The organism is Acinetobacter sp. UNC436CL71CviS28 (assembly GCF_000620525.1).
Taxonomy (GTDB): Bacteria; Pseudomonadota; Gammaproteobacteria; order Pseudomonadales; family Moraxellaceae; genus Acinetobacter; species Acinetobacter radioresistens.
In genome coordinates this window covers 1-17,950 of record NZ_JIBB01000049.1, presented here as the reverse complement: position 1 = coordinate 17,950, position 17,950 = coordinate 1, and the positions used below count along the sequence as shown (strand labels likewise).

Annotated in this window: 18 protein-coding genes and 1 pseudogene; 5 read left to right on the top strand and 14 right to left on the bottom strand. The window is 39.1% G+C overall.

What is annotated here, in order from left to right; all coding sequences use genetic code 11:
• Positions 1 to 183: 183 nt before the first annotated feature.
• Positions 184 to 621 (top strand): hypothetical protein, encoded by a 438-nt coding sequence (locus tag N518_RS0113850; RefSeq protein WP_005108951.1) that lies wholly within the window; start codon positions 184 to 186, stop codon positions 619 to 621.
• A 210-nt stretch (positions 622 to 831) separates the two neighbouring features.
• Here the strand turns inward: N518_RS0113850 and N518_RS0113845 are convergent, their stop codons facing one another.
• The gene (locus N518_RS0113845; protein WP_004281849.1) at positions 832 to 1,251 is read right to left on the bottom strand and encodes a hypothetical protein; all 420 of its coding nucleotides are present in this window, start codon (positions 1,249 to 1,251) and stop codon (positions 832 to 834) included.
• 223 nt (positions 1,252 to 1,474) lie between these two features.
• Here N518_RS0113845 and N518_RS0113835 point away from each other — a divergent pair, with 223 nt between their 5' ends.
• Positions 1,475 to 1,720, top strand: a complete 246-nt coding sequence (locus N518_RS0113835; RefSeq protein WP_005407459.1) for a hypothetical protein — start codon at positions 1,475 to 1,477, stop codon at positions 1,718 to 1,720.
• 225 nt (positions 1,721 to 1,945) lie between these two features.
• Here the strand turns inward: N518_RS0113835 and N518_RS0113830 are convergent, their stop codons facing one another.
• The 7 genes from N518_RS0113830 to cadR all read right to left on the bottom strand — a co-directional run bounded on the left by N518_RS0113830 (position 1,946) and on the right by cadR (position 10,063).
• The gene (locus tag N518_RS0113830) at positions 1,946 to 2,128 is read right to left on the bottom strand and encodes a hypothetical protein (protein ID WP_004281850.1); all 183 of its coding nucleotides are present in this window, start codon (positions 2,126 to 2,128) and stop codon (positions 1,946 to 1,948) included.
• A gap of 203 nt (positions 2,129 to 2,331) precedes the next feature.
• Positions 2,332 to 3,231 carry a cation diffusion facilitator family transporter gene (locus N518_RS0113825; protein ID WP_026444404.1) on the bottom strand — a complete coding sequence of 300 codons (900 nt, stop codon included), beginning with the start codon at positions 3,229 to 3,231 and terminating at the stop codon, positions 2,332 to 2,334.
• Positions 3,232 to 3,316: 85 nt separating this feature from the next.
• Positions 3,317 to 6,475: an efflux RND transporter permease subunit gene (locus tag N518_RS0113820; RefSeq protein ID WP_004281852.1), complete on the bottom strand. Its 3,159-nt coding sequence runs from the start codon at positions 6,473 to 6,475 to the stop codon at positions 3,317 to 3,319.
• On the bottom strand, positions 6,465 to 7,700 hold the full coding sequence (locus N518_RS0113815; protein ID WP_004281853.1) for an efflux RND transporter periplasmic adaptor subunit: 1,236 nt from the start codon (positions 7,698 to 7,700) through the stop codon (positions 6,465 to 6,467). The genes N518_RS0113820 and N518_RS0113815 overlap by 11 nt, the downstream gene beginning before the upstream one ends.
• Before the next feature lies 1 nt (position 7,701).
• A complete protein-coding gene (locus tag N518_RS0113810) occupies positions 7,702 to 9,069 on the bottom strand; it encodes a TolC family protein (protein ID WP_004281854.1) in 1,368 nt (455 codons plus the stop codon).
• 49 nt (positions 9,070 to 9,118) lie between these two features.
• The gene (locus N518_RS0113805; RefSeq protein ID WP_004733191.1) at positions 9,119 to 9,529 is read right to left on the bottom strand and encodes a hypothetical protein; all 411 of its coding nucleotides are present in this window, start codon (positions 9,527 to 9,529) and stop codon (positions 9,119 to 9,121) included.
• A gap of 141 nt (positions 9,530 to 9,670) precedes the next feature.
• Positions 9,671 to 10,063 (bottom strand): Cd(II)/Pb(II)-responsive transcriptional regulator, encoded by a 393-nt coding sequence (gene cadR / locus N518_RS0113800; protein ID WP_004281856.1) that lies wholly within the window; start codon positions 10,061 to 10,063, stop codon positions 9,671 to 9,673.
• Between the two features lie 90 nt (positions 10,064 to 10,153).
• On the opposite strand from cadR, the gene N518_RS0113795 reads away from it, so the two are divergent.
• Genes N518_RS0113795 through feoB form a run of 3 tightly spaced genes read left to right on the top strand, consistent with a single transcriptional unit; the run spans position 10,154 to position 13,525 of the window.
• The gene (locus N518_RS0113795) at positions 10,154 to 11,434 is read left to right on the top strand and encodes a cation transporter (RefSeq protein ID WP_005253114.1); all 1,281 of its coding nucleotides are present in this window, start codon (positions 10,154 to 10,156) and stop codon (positions 11,432 to 11,434) included.
• A gap of 11 nt (positions 11,435 to 11,445) precedes the next feature.
• Positions 11,446 to 11,706, top strand: coding sequence for a FeoA family protein (locus N518_RS0113790; protein ID WP_004281857.1), 261 nt, complete (start codon positions 11,446 to 11,448; stop codon positions 11,704 to 11,706).
• Complete coding sequence (gene feoB, locus N518_RS0113785; protein ID WP_026444403.1) at positions 11,696 to 13,525, top strand: ferrous iron transporter B; 1,830 nt, start codon at positions 11,696 to 11,698, stop codon at positions 13,523 to 13,525. The genes N518_RS0113790 and feoB overlap by 11 nt, the downstream gene beginning before the upstream one ends.
• Before the next feature lie 327 nt (positions 13,526 to 13,852).
• Here the strand turns inward: feoB and N518_RS0113780 are convergent, their stop codons facing one another.
• The 6 genes and pseudogenes from N518_RS0113780 to N518_RS16400 all read right to left on the bottom strand — a co-directional run.
• Positions 13,853 to 14,941 (bottom strand): ArsO family NAD(P)H-dependent flavin-containing monooxygenase, encoded by a 1,089-nt coding sequence (locus tag N518_RS0113780; RefSeq protein WP_026444402.1) that lies wholly within the window; start codon positions 14,939 to 14,941, stop codon positions 13,853 to 13,855.
• 167 nt (positions 14,942 to 15,108) lie between these two features.
• Entirely contained in the window at positions 15,109 to 15,813 is a 705-nt protein-coding gene (arsH, locus tag N518_RS0113775) for an arsenical resistance protein ArsH (protein WP_004644739.1), read from the bottom strand.
• 4 nt (positions 15,814 to 15,817) lie between these two features.
• Complete coding sequence (gene arsB / locus N518_RS0113770) at positions 15,818 to 16,858, bottom strand: ACR3 family arsenite efflux transporter (RefSeq protein ID WP_004644740.1); 1,041 nt, start codon at positions 16,856 to 16,858, stop codon at positions 15,818 to 15,820.
• 5 nt (positions 16,859 to 16,863) lie between these two features.
• Complete coding sequence (locus N518_RS0113765; protein WP_004781073.1) at positions 16,864 to 17,337, bottom strand: arsenate reductase ArsC; 474 nt, start codon at positions 17,335 to 17,337, stop codon at positions 16,864 to 16,866.
• Between the two features lie 4 nt (positions 17,338 to 17,341).
• Positions 17,342 to 17,665 carry a metalloregulator ArsR/SmtB family transcription factor gene (locus N518_RS0113760; protein WP_004644742.1) on the bottom strand — a complete coding sequence of 108 codons (324 nt, stop codon included), beginning with the start codon at positions 17,663 to 17,665 and terminating at the stop codon, positions 17,342 to 17,344.
• Positions 17,666 to 17,709: 44 nt separating this feature from the next.
• Positions 17,710 to 17,868, bottom strand: a pseudogene (locus N518_RS16400) (arsenate reductase (glutaredoxin)); the annotation flags it as partial.
• Between the last annotated feature and the right edge of the window lie 82 nt (positions 17,869 to 17,950).

Below are 17,950 nucleotides of genomic sequence, written 5' to 3'. Positions count from 1 at the left end.
GCCCTGAAAATGCCGACCATGGAAAGGATTCATATGCTGCACCTTTAGCTAAAACAGTCTTCAGCTTACCATTCGTGGTTATTTGCAACAGTGCCATCTTAATACTACCCCTAGAAATACACCTAGAATCTAACTTCACCTGGCATAAGTAAGTGAAAATAACAAACCATAAAGGACTTTTTAATGAGTAAAGATGATCATGATAAATTTGTATTATTCCTGATAGTTGTAGGCTTTATCGTGTTAGTTGTCTGCGGTCTTGCGTGGCAGGGAGCAGGCATCTTTAACTTGCCTTTCACAGTGATGCTATGGACTATCATCAGATTAATTATCGTGGTATCGCTTGTATTTATTGCTGGAAAATTCGGTCTACCAAGAGAGTTTACTTTCCCCGCAGCAGCAGTAGGTTTAGCTTTTAGTTTATTCCCTGTCCTTGATCATATTGCGTTAGGTTATTCTGCTAAAAATTTCTATGAAACCACTAATTTTATGGGGCAAACGGTTCGGGAATTTGGTGCCAGTAAAATTACGGTCTGGTGGGGTTCGATTTATGCCAAAATAGCCTATGCTAGCCTTGCAGGTTTAATTGGATATGGTGTTAAGGTCGCCACTGATGATTAAAAAAGAAAAACCAACTTGAAGTTGGTTTTTCTTTGGTTCTAAAGAAGATCAGTAATTAGGGTTTTGTACGAGAGTAAAAAATTATCACATTGGCTTACTCTCAAGCCTTTGATTTTATGTGAAAGCATATAAACTGAAAAAACAATAAATGTTCATACTGGAACTTTAGATATGAATCCATGAAACATTTATGAGTAATAAAGTTTCATACTAGCTTATGACCCTTACACGTTTGCCATAGGTACGCCTACCTGTACCAGAACAAACTGGACACCATGAGTTATTGTGAAATAAGTTTTGAAAAGTAGGATTCCATTTATGCTTCTTTTCACATTGCACATCAAGCTTCTGACGTACATTGATGTATTCTGTAGAAAATAAAACACCGCCTTTACTTTCTATAAATTCCTTAACAAATTCATAGGTATGTGCAACATCTCTATTGCTACATTCATTACACCAAGATTTTTTATGTATATGAACGGCAGGAGTGGCATAAAATTCATGGCCTTTTTCACATCTATATAGGAGTTTAACAGTCCTACCTAGATATTCTTTTGAAAGACATTCTCCTTTATGCTGTTTCGCATAGTTTTGACACCATTCAAGATTGTATTTAGGTAAGGCCATAGATAAATCCTTTGAGCAATCTAGTATGAGAATTTATTGCTCAGTATGATACTTTAATACTTAGTATGAAACTTTTTTACTGCCCCACATAGGCTTTTTGATGTGGAAAGGTGCAGGCACAACTGGCTTAGACTTTGCAAGCTTTACTAAATCCTTTTTAGGCATTATTGGTGTAGGTGCGGCTTTATAATTCGCAATAAAATTTAGTCTGCCTAAAGCATTTGTGTTTCCCGCAATCGCTATTTTATTGGTTGCTTGCTTGTTCCCCGCATTAAATTATTATGCTCTTGAAGCATCTGAAAAGTCATTTAACCAAACAACCAATTTTTTAAGTCAGCCAGTACATAAGTTTTCAGCAAATAAAATAACTGTACTTTGGGGCATGTGGTACATGAAAGCCCTATATTTAGCCATAGCAGGTTTAATTGGCTTTGGCATAGCTAAAGCTTTATATCCTGAAGTGATTTAAAAAAATTGGATATTTTTATTTAGAAATTACATTGTATGTTTACAACATAAATTGAGATATATAAAGATGACCCATTGAAATGGGATTAAAAAAAATACTTTATTTTTAATATTATAATTATATGTAGTTCAACTAATGGTGTAATAGGTTTTAGTTATAAACTTATTCATTCAGGAATTATATTGCTGAATGAATAAGTCTAATTGATTTATTTATGCAACCCAACTATTCATTTGATTCATTTGATTCATTATTTTTAACTTGTTTTTGTTTAGAATTTTCAACTTTAGAAGCTTTTAAATTCTTTTCAAGAAATAACAAGCCGCCATCTGCATAACTAAAACTTGCGATACTAAAGAATGCACTAATTAACAGTAATTTAGTACAAAATTTATTTTTGAATAGCATGTTTATTTACTCTCATTTAATACTTGTTAGATATTCTAACTTTAAAGAATTAACACCCAGAGGACTCATAAATTACATTCTTGTAATTTTAAAATGTCTCAGGATGGTGTTTAAAGTGCGTGTGATAAATAGAAGTGTAATACAGGAAAATGGTAAGGTTTATCAGCCTAGTCATCTGTCCATTATGTAGAAAGAGCAGCACTTTAATGTTTATGCTGTTCCAATGTATTACATTCCGTACTTTCTATTTGTAACGTAATTTCAGTAATACTATGATTATGTTTTAGAACGTCTAAGGCCTTTTGATAGAGCTGATCTGGATTGCTATTAGGAGCAACTAAATGAGCAGTTAAATGAATGTTTTTTGAAGATATAGCCCAGACTTTCAACTGATGAATCCCTTCAACACCCTCTAGCATCAATAAATCATTTCTTAACGACTCAATATCAATCTCATCAGGAACCCCTTCAAGCAAAATATGGATACTTTGTTTTAATAAAACCCAAGTTCGAGGTAAGACCCAGAAGCCAATTAACACAGCGATTAAGGTATCTACCCACATCCACTGGGTAAAATAAATGACCACTCCTCCGATAATCACGCCTATCGATCCCAGTGCATCACTAAGAACTTCTAAATATGCGCCTTTCACATTTAGACTTCCTTCAGCACTCGCAGAAAGGATTTTCATTGAAATCAAATTTATGACCAAACCAATGACTGCGACAATCATCATTCCAATACTTTGAATTTCAGCAGGATTCGTAAAACGTTGGTAAGCTTCATAGACGATATATATCGCCACTACAAAAAGCATCACTGCATTAAACAGAGCCGCTAAAATTTCGAATCGCTGATAGCCAAAAGTTCTTTTATCATCTGCGGCTTTTTTACCAATTTTGATAGCAGCAAGAGCAATAGCTAATGCGGCTACATCAGTAAACATGTGAGCGGCATCAGACAGTAATGCTAAACTTTGGGTAATAAAAGCAGCGACAACTTCTACTATTAAAAAAGTAGTCGTTAAACCCAAAGCAAACATTAATTTCTTACTATTTCCTTCAGTAACAACCGCATGGCTATGATCATGATGTTCTGACATAAAATTTTCCTTATTCAATCCATGATTAGCAGAGATACTTGAGACAGGCTCAATATCTCTGCTAAAAATTGCTTAATCTAATGGATTAAGAAGCTTTCTTTTCATTCATCCAGCGGTACAGTACGGGCAATAAAACCAATGTAAGCAGGGTAGAGGAGATAATTCCTCCAATAACCACTGTTGCTAAAGGTCTCTGTACTTCTGCCCCAGTTCCGGTTGCCAAAGCCATCGGGACAAACCCAAGGGACGCCACACAAGCTGTCATCAGCACAGGTCTAAGACGCAAAATTGCACCCTGCCACGTTGCATAATAAAGGTCATATTGTTGTCGCAACTCTTTGATAAAGGTAAGCATGACTAAGCCATTCAGTACAGCCACCCCCGATAGTGCAATGAAGCCAACCCCTGCTGACATGGATAATGGAATGTCACGCAACCACAACGCGATTAAGCCTCCACATAAGGCAAACGGTACACCACTAAAGACCAGTAAGCTTTCTTTGATATTATGGAATACAGCCATCAATAAAATAAAGATCGTCAACAATGCGAGCGGAACCACCAATTGCATACGCGCTTTTGCAGACATCAGATTTTGAAATTGACCGCCATAATCTATCCAATAACCGCTTGGTAATTCCTGTTTGGATAACGTGCTCTGAAGCTCTGTTACGAATGAGCCTAAATCACGTCCTTCTACATTTGCAGTAATAACCACTCGACGTTTACCATTTTCACGGCTGACCTGATTAATACCCAGGATATTTTCAACGCGTGCCACATCTTGCAGTTGGACTAAACCACCATTCGGCAATTGAATAGGAAGTACCGCTAACTGTTCAGGACTACGCTGGGATTCATCTAGACGGATGACAAAATCAAAACGCTTGTCTCCCTGTAAAATTGTTCCAACATTCTGGCCACCGACACTTGTAGCTACCAGATCCTGAATTGCTCTTACCGACAAGCCATATTGTGCAGCTCTGGACTTATCCACCTCTACATTCAACAAGGGTAAGCCACTGGTCTGTTCTACATTAACGGCTGTCGCGCCTGAAATTGAGTTAATTTTTTGAGAAATTTTATTCGCTTCGCGATTTAGAATCTCCATGTCATCACCAAATAATTTGACACCCACATCACTTCGCACCCCTGAAATTAACTCGTTAAAGCGCAGTTCAATGGGTTGCGAGAACTCACTGTTATTTCCCGGCAATGTCGCTAAGAAAGTAATCATTCTTTGGCGAAGCTCATCAATCGTTTGTTTTGGATCAGGCCATTCATCATGAGGTTTTAACAGTACCACGCCATCTGAAATGTTGGGTGGCATAACATCTGTGGCCACTTCTGCTGTACCGGTACGAGCAAAGATCGCTTTAATTTCAGGAAATTCTTTCAACAGTAACTTTTCAGTATTTTCCTGCATTCTCAGTGACTGTTCTAACCCTGTACTTGGGGAACGCATTTGCTGAACAGCAAAATCACCTTCACCCAGTTGAGGTGCAAACTCGCTACCTGTTTGAGTGGCTAGCACGCCCGTAAGCACTAAAATACAGGCAGCCACAATAGTCACAAATAAACGAAGCTCATAGGCTTTATCTAAAAGCAGTTCATATTTGGTTTTAAGCCAATGCATCCAGCGACTTTCGGTTTCCTTGACTTCTCCAGTGACAAATAGGGCAACTGCGGCTGGCACAAAAGTGACAGATAAAATCATGGCCCCAATTAAAGCCAGTACAACAGTCATTGCCATAGGATGGAAAAGTTTGGCTTCTACACCCGTCAGGGTAAAGATAGGTAGATAAACCACCAAAATAATTAACTGTCCAAAAATCAGAGGACGACGCGCCTGTTTTGCAGCCAAGAAGACTTCTTTAAATCTTTCAGAACGGCTAAGTAAACCACCTTTCAGCTTCTGAGCTTCTGCTAGCCGACGGATACAGTTTTCTACAATAACCACTGCACCATCAATAATAATACCGAAGTCCAGTGCCCCTAAACTCATCAGATTTGCACTAATCTTCTGCTCTGCCATTCCCGTCAAGGTAAACAGCATTGACAGTGGAATAACGCAAGCCGTGATCAGCGCAGCACGGAAATTACCTAGAAAGAGAAATAAAATAACAATGACGAGGATTGCACCCTCAATCAAATTTTTCTGAACGGTTTTGATCGCCCGATCAACCAAATGCGTACGGTCATACACAGTCTCAATCACCACACCTTTAGGTAGCGATTGCTGGATCGATTGCACCTTTTCATCAATGGCTTGAGCAACGGTACGGCTATTTTCTCCCATCATCATCATGGCAATACCCAATACAGTTTCTTCACCATTATAGGTTGCAGCCCCTGTTCTCAAGTCATGACCAATTGAGACATTGGCGACATCTGCCACCCGAATCGGATAGCCGTTTTTATTGGCAATACTGATGTTCTGGATATCTTCAATCGTGTTTAAAGTGCCGGGAACACGAACCGTTAGCTGTTGTCCATTTTTCTCAATATAGCCAGCACCACGGTTTTCATTATTCTCTGTTAAGGCAGTTTGTAAATCAGACAAAGGAATTTGCAATTGTTGCAATCGGTTCAGATCCGGGGCAACCACATAGGTTTTATTAAAGCCACCAATGCTGTTGATCTCCGCAACGCCTTTTACGCGCTGTAATTGTGGCCTTACAATCCAATCCTGAATTTCACGTAAATCCATAGCCGAATAAGCGGTCCCATCCGGTTTTTTAGCATTTGGTTCGGCTTTAATCACCCATTGATAGATTTCACCTAAACCTGTCGAAATAGGTGACATGTTAGGTTGCACATCTTCAGGCATTTCTCCCATTGCTTCTTGCAAGCGCTGGTTGATAAGCTGTCTGGCCCAGTAAATATCCGTGCCATCTTCAAAAATGATGGTCACTTGCGATAAGCCGTAGCGTGAAATAGAACGGGTTTGTTCCATTTTCGGCATGCCTGACATGGCATTCTCGATTGGATATGTAATCCGCTGTTCCATTTCTAAAGCCGTAAAACCATTGGCTGAAGTGTTAATCTGCACCTGAGTATTGGTAATATCTGGTACAGCATCAATCGGTAACTTTTGATAACTATAAATACCAATAGCAATCCAAGCCGCAATAAACAGCATGACCCAGATTGCGTTATGGATAGAAAACTGGATCAGTCGATCAAACAGTCCTTCAGGTTTTACCGATTCGTGGTCTGGAATTTGAGGAGTTTCAGTGCTCATGTGAAGCCTCTCCTTTTTCCAGCTCGGATTTCAGTAAAAAACTGCCTTGAGCGGCATATTTTTGTCCCTGACTAAGCCCACTCACCACTTCAATCCATTGGCTCTCCCCAGATGATTGCCCTAATTTCACAGGTTGCGGACTGAATTCAACTTTTTGTCCATGCTGAGTGGCGACAAAAACCACATCTTTTCCATCGACATTCTGAACTGCGGACTTAAGTACCCGTAATGCGGTACTTTCACTCCGTTGTTGCAACTGTACGTTCACCATCAAGTTTGGACGTAATTCGGTTGCATTCGATTCAACTTTTGCTCGCACCTGAAGACGACCTGTTTGAATATCCGCTTCAGTATTTAAAGTCTGAATAACAGCTTGATAAACCTTTTCTGTTTGCAAGGATTTAAATTCGATCTTTTGATTCGGGGCTAAGCCCATAATTTCAGAATTTGGAACAATAAACTCAAGCCAGAGTTGATCTAACCGGTCTATCGTAAAGAGTTGATCGGCTAACTGAACATTTTCCCCGAGAACCAAATCCTTTTTACTGATCACGCCAGAAATGGGAGCTTTCAAAATATAGCGTCCGTTACTGGCATTCACTGCACCAAATGCACTTAAACGTGATTGGGCCGCTTGAACCTGAATTTGTGCCCGTTTATAGCTGTTATAAGCACGTTGATAGTCCTGTTTTGCTGAAATGCCCTGTGACCAAAGCTGACGCTCACGATCATAGTCTTGTTTCGCCAGTTCAAGGTTGGTTTGTTCAATTTTAAGATTGGCCTGCTGATCAACTAGATCAGGAACAAGCAACGCAGCCAAAGGCTGTCCTTTCTGAACTTTTTGACCGAGTTCTACATAGACATTTTCTACATGACCACTAAAACTCGGTGAGACGTGCGCTTGCTGATCCGTATTCACATTCAGTTTGGCAGGATAAGAACTTAATTTAACCACCGGGCCTTGATCGACCGCTGATAATTGTATGCCCTGTTCCACCAGTTGCTTGGCAGTCAGGCTCACACCTTCTGCATGCTCTTCGGTTTCACCGCCATGTTCTTCTCCGCTTTCTTCCTCTGCATGTTCATCTGATGTTTCCGATTTATTCTTACCAGTTAAGATCAAAAAAATACTGAGGAGTACGGTAGCGCCGATAACCAAACTAATCAGTAGAGGTTGAGAGATTTTTCCGCTCTGTTTTTTTAAGCTGTTTTTAAGATCGAACATGTTAATTTCCCCCACCAATGACAGGCATGGCCTGTATGTCTTGCCATAAGTTTTGATTGATTTGTGCAATAGCATCTTTCGACATGACTTCACTTGGGCTAATGCCTAAGCTCAAACTTTCTGCTTCAATGGCCTTTTGCCAGCCATCCCGTAACAACTGGACTTTACGCAGACGGATGTCTTGTAATTGAAGCGTGGCTTGCTGAACATCGGTTAAAGCAAACTTGCCTGCCAAGAAACCTTGTAGCGTCTTACTTTGAACTTGAGTCGCCAAAGGAATTTGAGTCTCGTCAACGACTTTGAATTGCAGCTCTAAACCCTGCAACTCGGTTAAAATTGTGCCTATTTGCAGCGCATTTTGCTTCAGATAAAACTCTTTCTGACGCTCTAATAAGTTCATTTTTTCTTGCGCGATTTTTATGCCATTTTGCTGACGATCGAAAATATTAAGCGGTACACTGACTCCGACTACTAATTGATTTTGTGTGGAGTTTTCCAAGGATTGGGTGCGGTTGACACCTAGGTTTAAAGTGGGGTTAGGACGTGCCTTTGCCCTTAGTTGATCAACCGTTGCTTGAGACTCTAATACCAGTAAAGCTCGATATTTCTCAACGTAGTTTTCCGCTAAATATTCTTGAACCTGTTCATGAGTCGATTTTGGCCAGAGCTTTTGTGAAGAGAGGTTTACCTGCAATGACTTATCAGACGTACCCCATAAATTTGATAATTGTTGGGTGGCCACTTGTACCTGTAAGTCTGCCTGTCTAAAAAGACGGATATTTTCAGCATGGCTTAAACGTGCGCGATTTACATCTACTTGGGCAATACTGCCTGCATTAAAGCGCTTTTCGATTGCTTGAAGGTTTTCTTGGCTCACCCGAAGTTGTTCATTGACAATGTTTTTTTCAAGTTCAGCAATGGCCAGTTGTGACCATACATATTTCACTGCAAGCTCAATTTGTGCTTGATAAATCTTCTGTTTCAGCGCTGTTTTATCTGTAGAGAGACTGGCTAATTTTTGGTTTGCTCTTCGCTCACCAAAAATATCCAAGGGTTGTGATATGCCAATGGTAAGCTCTTTTTCATTATTTGAACCAAATCCCGTTTGTTCAACTGACAGTTCAGGATTTTTAAACAGCTTACTTTGCTGAAGATTCGTGGCATTAATGCTGTTTTGCGTTTCCCAGAAATTTTGGGACGCTTGATATTGGTTAACCTGCTCAATAGCTTGCTGCAGCGTTAAATCTTGAGTACTGGCGACTACGGAAGTACTGAAGCTGATCATTGCAGATAGCAAGATACCGCTACCTAAGGCTGACCAGGATAAATTCAGGATGGAGGTATCCTGATGTAATTTGTTTTTTGACATGAAAATGCCCCACGCATAATGAAATTAGGAGTGGTGGGCTTTTATAAGACTACCCCACCAATAGTAGGGGCAAATCGGGAGGCGGGGTTAATTGATCCAGATAAGGGGGTTTATAAAAAGTTATTCCCAAATAAGTTGGGGTAATGCCGGTCTCAAAATTAGCTTTAAGCTTCAGATCATCGGGTGGGTCAATCTGAATCACGATTGTATTTGAGAAATGACTGCACTTTTCGTTAAAACAAACCTTCTGACAATAGTCATAGATTTCTTTATAGTTTTCTAGGGAATAAAGTGCTTGACGAGGACTATCACTCTTTTCGTCTAAATCGATTGGATTAGAGAGTATTGAATTGGGTATGTTTGGCATTTCATGCAGACAAGCAGCCTCTGCCACACTCCAAATATTCTGGAATGTGAATAAGAGTACCAATATCTGGATTAGAAATGTTTTTCTCTTCATACACAAATCTGTATTTAAAACACCAATCGGAAGCTAACCAAAGCTATCTAAGATCTGATCACAAAATTTAAGTCACCTTAATCTTTTTGCAGCCTTAAGTAAAGATATACAGAGTTTTTGAAAAAGCATAGGTCTAGATAATCAAGCTAGATTTTTTAGAACTCCACATTGGTCAATTGTACATAAACCATCACAAGTACCTCTTAAATCAGATAATTGTTCAATAAGCTTTTGTTGCTTGATTATATTTTCTCTGATAGCACTGACATGTAAGTCAATTAATTCATTCACATCTGAACAATTTTTCTTGGGATTATCTTTATAGGTGAGTAATTGACGAATTTCATTCAAACTCATATTTAAAGTTCGGCAATTCAAAATAAACTTAATTCGCTCAACATAGCCTATATCGTAAAGGCGGTAATTTCCTTCCGTTCTTTCGGGTTCCGGAATTAAACCTTCCTTTTCATAAAACCTAATTGTTAATACTGAACATGAGGTTTTTTTAGAGAGTTCACCAATTTTTAAATGCATTGAGTTGGTATTTCCAAAAAATCTTGACTCTATAGTAACTATAGGGATTCTAATATTCAAAGTTTATAAATTTTTTTAATGGGTATAATTATGAGTGGTTGTGGATGTAGTAAAGAAACACCATGCGAAGATAAGAAATCTCAACAAGAAAATCATCCATCAATTGCAGAAGCAAACAATTCAAAGAATTGTGATAATACGCTTAGCTGTTGTGGTGAAGAGGAAGAAAAAAAATCTTCATCTCCTTGCTGTAACACTTCAAACAGTTGTGAAGATACCGCTCAATCCTGTTGTGGTTCTGATCCCAAAGAAAATTTAAGCACTGAAGACGTTTTAAAAGATTCGCACTACATGAGTGAATACTTAGTTCCCAAAATGGATTGTTCTGCGGAAGAACAGATGGTTCGTATGGCGCTATCTTCAATTGATGGTGTTCAAAAACTCATCTTTGATTTACCTAACCGGTCTTTAAAGGTTCTACATAATCAAAAAGATGAAAATATAACTACCAAACTTGAAGCTTTGGGTTTTGGTGCAAAGCTTGTGAAGACTGAAACTTATATAAGCAATCAACAAGCTAAGCAAACAAGTACCTATACCATTCCTAAAATGGATTGCTCTGCTGAAGAGCAAATGGTCCGTATGGCTCTTGCAGATATTGAAGCAGTTAAAGGTCTTACTTTTGATCTTCCCAATCGAAAACTGAAAGTCTTCCATAATGAAGGGAGTCAGCAAATTACGGCCAAACTTGAAGGACTGGGTTTTGGGGCGAAACTTGATGAAACACAGCTTTCTTCAGGCGATATACCTAATGAACCTGATCCTGTGAGACAAGCTAAAGTACTTAAACTGTTATTAGGCATTAATGCTCTACTTTTCTTTATAGAATTCATCAGCGGAATTATTGCTGCGTCTACAGGATTGATTGCTGATTCTCTAGATATGTTTGCCGATGCAGCCGTTTATGGTATTGCGCTATATGCCGTCGGAAAAGCTGCGAAATATCAAGTGAAAGCAGCCCATTTCGCAGGTTGGATTCAGTTATTACTTGCTGTCATCGTGATTATTGATGTCATTAGACGATTCATGTTTGGAAGCGAGCCAGAATCAACGCTCATGATTGTTATTGGCCTGCTCGCACTTATAGCTAACGTGACATGCTTATATCTTATTTCTGGTCATCGAGAAGATGGCGCACATATGAAAGCCAGTTGGATTTTCTCGGCGAATGACGTTGTCGTAAATATGGGCGTTATATTTGCCGGTGTACTCGTGGCGTGGACGGGATCAGCTTACCCAGACTTAATCATTGGCATCCTGGTTTCTTTATTCGTGCTTAATGGTGCTCGAAAGATTTTGGCTTTGAAGTAAGAGTATCGAAAATGAATCTATTTCAAGTTAAACAAAATCAGATCGTCAAAATTAGAGATCTCAAAAAAGGTAATCAATACAGTCATACCACTGATCCCGTATTGGAACGGCTCCAACTATTAGGTTTTAGAGAGGGTGAAACTCTACAAGTACTCACTAAAGGTGTTTTTGGCGGAGATCCTGTTTTAGTTCAAATTGAAACTTCAAGATTCGCATTAAGAAAGAATGAAGCTGAAAGAATTTTTGTAGAGTTAGTATCCAATGAAGATTAAGAACATTGCATTAGTCGGTAATCCAAATTGCGGAAAAACCTCTTTATTTAATACGCTTACTGGTACGCGACAAAAAGTTGCCAACTATGCTGGGGTTACCGTAGAAAGAAAAGAAGGTTCTTTTAAATTACCTTCTGGTGATGCAATACGAGTATTGGACTTACCCGGAACTTACAGTTTAAAACCTAGTAGTTTAGATGAAGAAGTCACCAGGGCAGTTTGTTTGGGCGAGCTAAAAGGTGAAATTCTACCCGATATTTTTATATGCGTTGTAGATGCCACAAATTTAAGCTTACATTTGAGCTTGGTTCTCGAAGTTCGTGCTCTAAATCGCCCTATGATTCTTGTATTAAATATGATGGATGAGGTCAAAAAGCGTGGTATTTCCATTGATAAGGATAAACTGTCTCAACTGTTAGGTATCCCTGTAGTTGAAGCTGTCGCAGTTAAAACAAAAGGAATTCAAGATTTAATTAATCAATTAGATCAAAAAAATCTTTTTATTACTCCTTATCATTCTGAATTAAGTCATTTTGAACAGGTCAAACAAATCACCAAACAAGTTATTTTAAATAATGACAGTGGTGATAAAAGAACCGCATTTCTAGATAAAATTTTTCTACATCCTGTATTGGGTTTAGTAATCTTAACTTTAACCATGTTTGTGATGTTCCAGGCGGTATTTATATGGGCAACGCCTTTTATTGAATTCATTGAAAATTTTGTCGCATGGCTCAGTGATTTTATTGGACCACTAATCCAACATCCTCTATTAAAAAGCTTGGTTGTGGATGGGGTAATTGCTGGTGCAGGTAGCGTGCTTGCATATATGCCTCAGATTTTGATTTTATTCTTCTTCATTTTAATGCTTGAAGAGTCAGGCTATTTACCCCGGGCAGCATTTCTTTTAGATAAATTAATGTCTAAAGCCGGGCTTAGCGGCCGTTCATTTATTCCTCTGCTATCCAGTTTTGCTTGTGCCATTCCCGGAATTATGGCAACCAGAAGTATCAGCTCTGAACGGGACCGATTAGCAACAATTATGATTGCACCCTTGATGACCTGTTCAGCAAGATTGCCAGTATATGCTTTATTGATCGCGGCATTTATTCCCAACCAATTAATCTACGGCTGGTTAAGTCTGCAAGGATTAGTCCTTTTTGGTCTTTATATGTCGGGAATAGTCTCAGCGTTATTAGTTTCAGTGTTTCTGAAGTTGGTTCGAAAAGATAAAACTGAAAGTATTTTTATTTTTGAACTTCCCACATACCGAATTCCAGATATTAGAAATATTGCATTAGGCTTATATGATAGGGCAACTATTTTCTTAAAACGAGTTGGTGGCATTATCGTTGCGCTGTCTATCTTGTTATGGGTGCTAGTCACGTTCCCTCAACCACCAGATAATGCAAGCATGCCGGCCATTAACTATAGTTTAGCTGGTCAGTTAGGGCATTTAATTCATCCTATATTTGCGCCTATTGGGTTTACATGGGAAATATGTATTGCACTCATTCCTGCTATGGCAGCAAGGGAAGTTGTAATTGCTGCTCTTGGGGTGATTTATGCGATGTCAGGTGATGAAGATACAGTAACTCAAAGTCTGTTAAGTCAAATTTCAGGCCCGGATGGATGGGGGTTAGCCACAGGTTTATCATTATTGGTATGGTTTATTTTTGCTCCCCATTGTCTTGCTACGTTAGCAACAATTAGACGAGAAACTGGCAGCTGGAAACAGCCCATCATTATGGCAACTTATTTGTTTGCATTAGCCTACATCTTTTCATTCATCACATATCAAGTTGCGAGTAATTTTTAATTAGCAAATGAATAAAATAAGGGAGCTAGCTCCCTTATTTTATTGAAATACTCACTATAAATGAAGCGCTTTTACAAGAAAAACTGTATAGATATCAATAATATTAAACAGCTTCCTAAGAAAACTTCTAATTTAATTATAAATTATGAAAGAGTTCCCTCTTTTTAGTGCAATTCATGAAATTAGGTTTAAATATCAAAAATTATGGCTTAATGAAGAGCATGATCTTGTAGACACTTTTAGTGAAATAATAATCAAAATATTGGAATGCTCCCAGTAGCCTAGACACAAAACCGATTCTAAAATTCTTATACTCGATATGGATAATTATTCTGAAAATTTTTTAGTATTAATTTCTTGTAGATAAGTGAAGATCTCATCTACTGTAGCTCTCGCTGTTCTAGAAACGCCAATTAATGTTGCAGATGCCATACCTGTCCAATCTCCATATCCAACTAACCACAAGTTAGGTAACTTAATAGACCTTCCATTTTGAACTTCTACAAAGTTATCTCGCTCTACTATATCTATACTTTTTAGATGATTTAATGAAGCCTTAAATCCAGTACACCAAATAATCACATCAATTTTCTCTTTTTTTCCATCTGGCCAAATAACTGCATCTGTAGCTAAAGATTGAAAAGGTGGACGGCTATGTAAGACTCCTCTATTCCTTGCCTCTTTGACACTATCGATCATCACAATATCACCTAGGCCACCTATTGGCTGGTCAACTTTTCTTCCTTCTTGTTGTACTTTTAAACGCTCAGTTGCTCTTAAAAACAGTACTCGACCATCGACATCATCAGGTAAAAATTGAGGCGGAGTTTTTGTGACCCAAATGGTTTCAGCAACTTGTGAAACCTCAGCGAGTATTTGCGCGCCCGAATTCCCCCCACCCACCACGATGACTTTCTTATCTTTAAATGAATCTGCATTCAGGTAATGGGCTGAATGTAACTGCGTGCCTTGAAAGTTTTCCTGTCCCGGATAATCAGGAATAAACGGCTGGCGCCATGTCCCTGTTGCACTGACCACCACCTTGGCTCGCCAAAACTTTTCTCCAGCATATACGTCTAAATACTTTCCCTTCGATTCCACACGATCGACATGTACTGGACGAACAATCGAAAATTGATATCTCTGTTCATAAGCCGATAAATACTGGATCACCTCATTTCGTGTTGGATAGGTCTGTTCAGTGATGGGCATCATCCAACCGGATAGAGAACTCCAGGTATTAGGAGAAAAAAGACGCAATGACTCCCAGGTATGCAGCCAGGCACCCCCCGCTTGATTTTGCTCATCCAATATAATGAATGGGATTTTCTTGCGCTTTAAAAAATAAGCGGTAGATAAAGCGGCCTGCCCACCACCGATAATGATCACATCAGTTTCAGTCTGTTTCTGGTTCAAAGCCTTCACCTTTTCCTTATTTATCTCTGACTTCTTTAATGTAAAAACCCAATCATGAAGACTGGGTTTTTACAATATTCATTGTACCTTTAACAGCACTTCATCGGTACAGCATAAAAGTGTTACTGACCTGGCAATGAGGCGCAGTATTTAATACCATCCAGCATTTATAAACTGCGCTGATTTACACGCTTGGACAACTCTTCAGCCGATTCCTTGCGTTCAGAATAACGATCTGTCAGGTATTTGCTTTGTCCACGAGTCAGTAGGGTGAACTTAAATAACTCTTCCATCACATCCACAATCCGGTCATAGAAAGCCGAAGGTTTCATTCGTCCATCTTCTTCAAACTCCAAAAAAGCTTTTGGAACTGAAGACTGATTTGGAATGGTGATCATCCGCATCCACCGCCCCAAAATACGCATCTGGTTCAGGCTGTTAAATGACTGTGATCCGCCACTGACTTGCATCAAGGCAAGAGTTTTACCTTGGGTAGCACGGATTGCCCCTCCTGCCAGTGGAATCCAGTCGATTTGAGATTTAAAGATTGAACTCATAGAACCATGGCGTTCAGGTGAACACCAGACCATGCCTTCTGACCATGCTAAAAGCTCATGCAGTTCTTTTACTTTTGGATGCTCAGTATCCGCATCTTCTGGTAAAGGAAGCCCTTTAGGATGAAAGATTTTTATTTCCGCCCCAAAATGCTCAAGGATTCGACCGGCTTCAAGAACTGCAAGGCGACTGTAAGAACGTTCTCGATTAGAGCCATACAGCAGCAAAATTCGCGGAGGATGAGCAAGTTCTTTGGCTTGAACTTTTTCAAAGGTGGGTTGCTCAAGAAGATTTAGATCTACATTTGGGAGATTCATAGAGTTAGGCCTCTTTAAAAACTTTCTTTCTCAGCCAGAGTGAAACACTCACCAAGGCAATCAACACAGGAACTTCGACCAGTGGGCCAATAATCGTGGTAAAAGCAACAGGCGAAGCGATACCAAAAGTTGCAATCGCTACTGCAAGTGATAATTCAAAATTATTCCCCGCTGCGGTAAATGCAATTGCTGTGGTCTTAGGATAGTCATTGCCCATCCATTTACTCATAAAGAAGCTGATGAAGAACATTAAAACGAAGTAAATGGTTAAAGGAATCGCGATGCGTAAAACTTCAAGCGGAAGACTCACGACATCACCGCCTTTTAGGCTAAACATGGCCAGAATGGTGAACAGCAAAGCCATTAAACTCAGCGGACTGATTTTCGGAATGAACTTGGTTTCATACCATTCCACGCCTTTCTGTTTCACCAAAATCCATCGCGTTAAGAAACCTAATAAGAACGGAATACCAAGATAAACCAGAACAGCATGGGTGATGGTCCAGAAATCGACATTAATGACCTGCGAAGCGACACCAAAATAGGGTGGAAGGAAGGTCAGGAATAACCAGGCATAGGTACTGAAAAATAGAATCTGGAAGATGCTGTTAAAGGCAACTAATGCTGCAACATATTGATTATCACCACAGGCCAAGCCATTCCACACCAGAACCATGGCAATACATCGAGCAAGACCAATCAGGATGACACCGGTCATATATTCTGGATAACTATGTAAAAATATGATTGCCAGGGCAAACATGAGTACTGGCGCGATCAGCCAGTTTTGTACTAAGGACAAAGTAAGGGTTTTCTTATCCTTAAACACTTGTGGCAAAGTCGCATAGTTCACTTTTGCCAGTGGTGGATACATCATTAGAATAAGACCAATCGCGATTGGAATATTCACTGAATCAATGCTTAATTTATCGAGTGCGACAGAAGCCTGAGGAAAGAAGTTTCCGATGGCAATGCCTAAGGCCATGGCAATAAAAATCCATAGCGTCAGGTTGCGATCTAAAAAAGATAAGCGTTTTTCAGACATTTCACTTACTCAACGTTCGAAATTTGATTAATTGCTGCAATCAATTCTGAGCGAGATAGTTTATCTACATTAAGTTTAAATAAAGCATCTAAGCGACGATTGATATGTTCAACAGTGCTCATAAAGGCTTTCATTTTTTCTTCTTTATTCACGTCTAAGTGTGAAGGATCAGCCAAGCCCCAATGTGCCTTGATTGCTCCACCCAAATAAAGTGGACATGCTTCTTGAGCAGCAGAATCACATACTGTGATCACAACATCAGGTTGATATTGTTCACAATCATTAATCGTTTTACTCCATAAACCTTCGGTAGATAATCCTAAGTTTTCAAGGGTTTCTAAAGTTAGCGGGTGAACTTGACCTGAAGGCTTACTCCCAGCGCTATAGGCTTTCCAACCTTCTGGTGCTCGGCTATTAAACAAAACTTCAGACAAAATGCTACGGCAGCTATTTCCAGTACATAAAAATAAAAATTTCATTGAATTACTCACAATAACTATTTACAGAAAGGGGGTGTTGATCATCCAGCTTTGATTGAGATTGAACCGTCTTCAAAATATCTAAAATTTCATAACACCAGTTGGCCAATTTTGGATTGATACTGTAGTAAACCCATTGGCCTTGTCTGCGATCTTGAAGTAGCCCTGAAGCACGTAAAAGGGCTAAATGTCTTGAAATTTTCGGTTGACTGAGTTGTAGTTTTTCAGTCAAATCACATACACATAGTTCTTTATTTTCAACAATTAATGTCACTATATTGAGACGTGTTTCATCTGATAAGCATTTAAAAAAATTAACTTGATCCATATAAATCTCCTTCACATTCTTTCCATTCAAGAGATGAGAAAGTACTATTTAATTCTTTGGCCATTTTCATCAATAATTTTTTCACCATCTTCTTTGCTAAATGCGCCTTTCTGAGGAAACGGGAGAATATCCAAAACAACTTCAGAAGGACGACACAAACGTGTACCTAAATCCGTAACAACGAATGGGCGGTTAATCAAAATGGCACTGTTGCAAATAGAGATTTGAGTCGATGATGTTCCCTTTAAAAAGTACTTAGAGACCGAAAACCCTGTTGATTAGACA

What these genes read in the sequence shown, in the direction of transcription:
- N518_RS0113850 (WP_005108951.1), top strand. Translation starts at nt 184, where the DNA reads ATGAGTAAAGATGATCATGATAAATTTGTATTATTCCTGATAGTTGTA.
- N518_RS0113845 (WP_004281849.1), bottom strand. Translation starts at nt 1,251, where the DNA reads ATGGCCTTACCTAAATACAATCTTGAATGGTGTCAAAACTATGCGAAA.
- N518_RS0113830 (WP_004281850.1), bottom strand. Translation starts at nt 2,128, where the DNA reads ATGCTATTCAAAAATAAATTTTGTACTAAATTACTGTTAATTAGTGCA.
- N518_RS0113825 (WP_026444404.1), bottom strand. Translation starts at nt 3,231, where the DNA reads ATGTCAGAACATCATGATCATAGCCATGCGGTTGTTACTGAAGGAAAT.
- N518_RS0113820 (WP_004281852.1), bottom strand. Translation starts at nt 6,475, where the DNA reads ATGAGCACTGAAACTCCTCAAATTCCAGACCACGAATCGGTAAAACCT.
- N518_RS0113815 (WP_004281853.1), bottom strand. Translation starts at nt 7,700, where the DNA reads ATGTTCGATCTTAAAAACAGCTTAAAAAAACAGAGCGGAAAAATCTCT.
- N518_RS0113810 (WP_004281854.1), bottom strand. Translation starts at nt 9,069, where the DNA reads ATGTCAAAAAACAAATTACATCAGGATACCTCCATCCTGAATTTATCC.
- N518_RS0113805 (WP_004733191.1), bottom strand. Translation starts at nt 9,529, where the DNA reads ATGAAGAGAAAAACATTTCTAATCCAGATATTGGTACTCTTATTCACA.
- cadR (WP_004281856.1), bottom strand. Translation starts at nt 10,063, where the DNA reads ATGCATTTAAAAATTGGTGAACTCTCTAAAAAAACCTCATGTTCAGTA.
- N518_RS0113795 (WP_005253114.1), top strand. Translation starts at nt 10,154, where the DNA reads ATGAGTGGTTGTGGATGTAGTAAAGAAACACCATGCGAAGATAAGAAA.
- N518_RS0113790 (WP_004281857.1), top strand. Translation starts at nt 11,446, where the DNA reads ATGAATCTATTTCAAGTTAAACAAAATCAGATCGTCAAAATTAGAGAT.
- feoB (WP_026444403.1), top strand. Translation starts at nt 11,696, where the DNA reads ATGAAGATTAAGAACATTGCATTAGTCGGTAATCCAAATTGCGGAAAA.
- arsH (WP_004644739.1), bottom strand. Translation starts at nt 15,813, where the DNA reads ATGAATCTCCCAAATGTAGATCTAAATCTTCTTGAGCAACCCACCTTT.
- arsB (WP_004644740.1), bottom strand. Translation starts at nt 16,858, where the DNA reads ATGTCTGAAAAACGCTTATCTTTTTTAGATCGCAACCTGACGCTATGG.
- N518_RS0113765 (WP_004781073.1), bottom strand. Translation starts at nt 17,337, where the DNA reads ATGAAATTTTTATTTTTATGTACTGGAAATAGCTGCCGTAGCATTTTG.
- N518_RS0113760 (WP_004644742.1), bottom strand. Translation starts at nt 17,665, where the DNA reads ATGGATCAAGTTAATTTTTTTAAATGCTTATCAGATGAAACACGTCTC.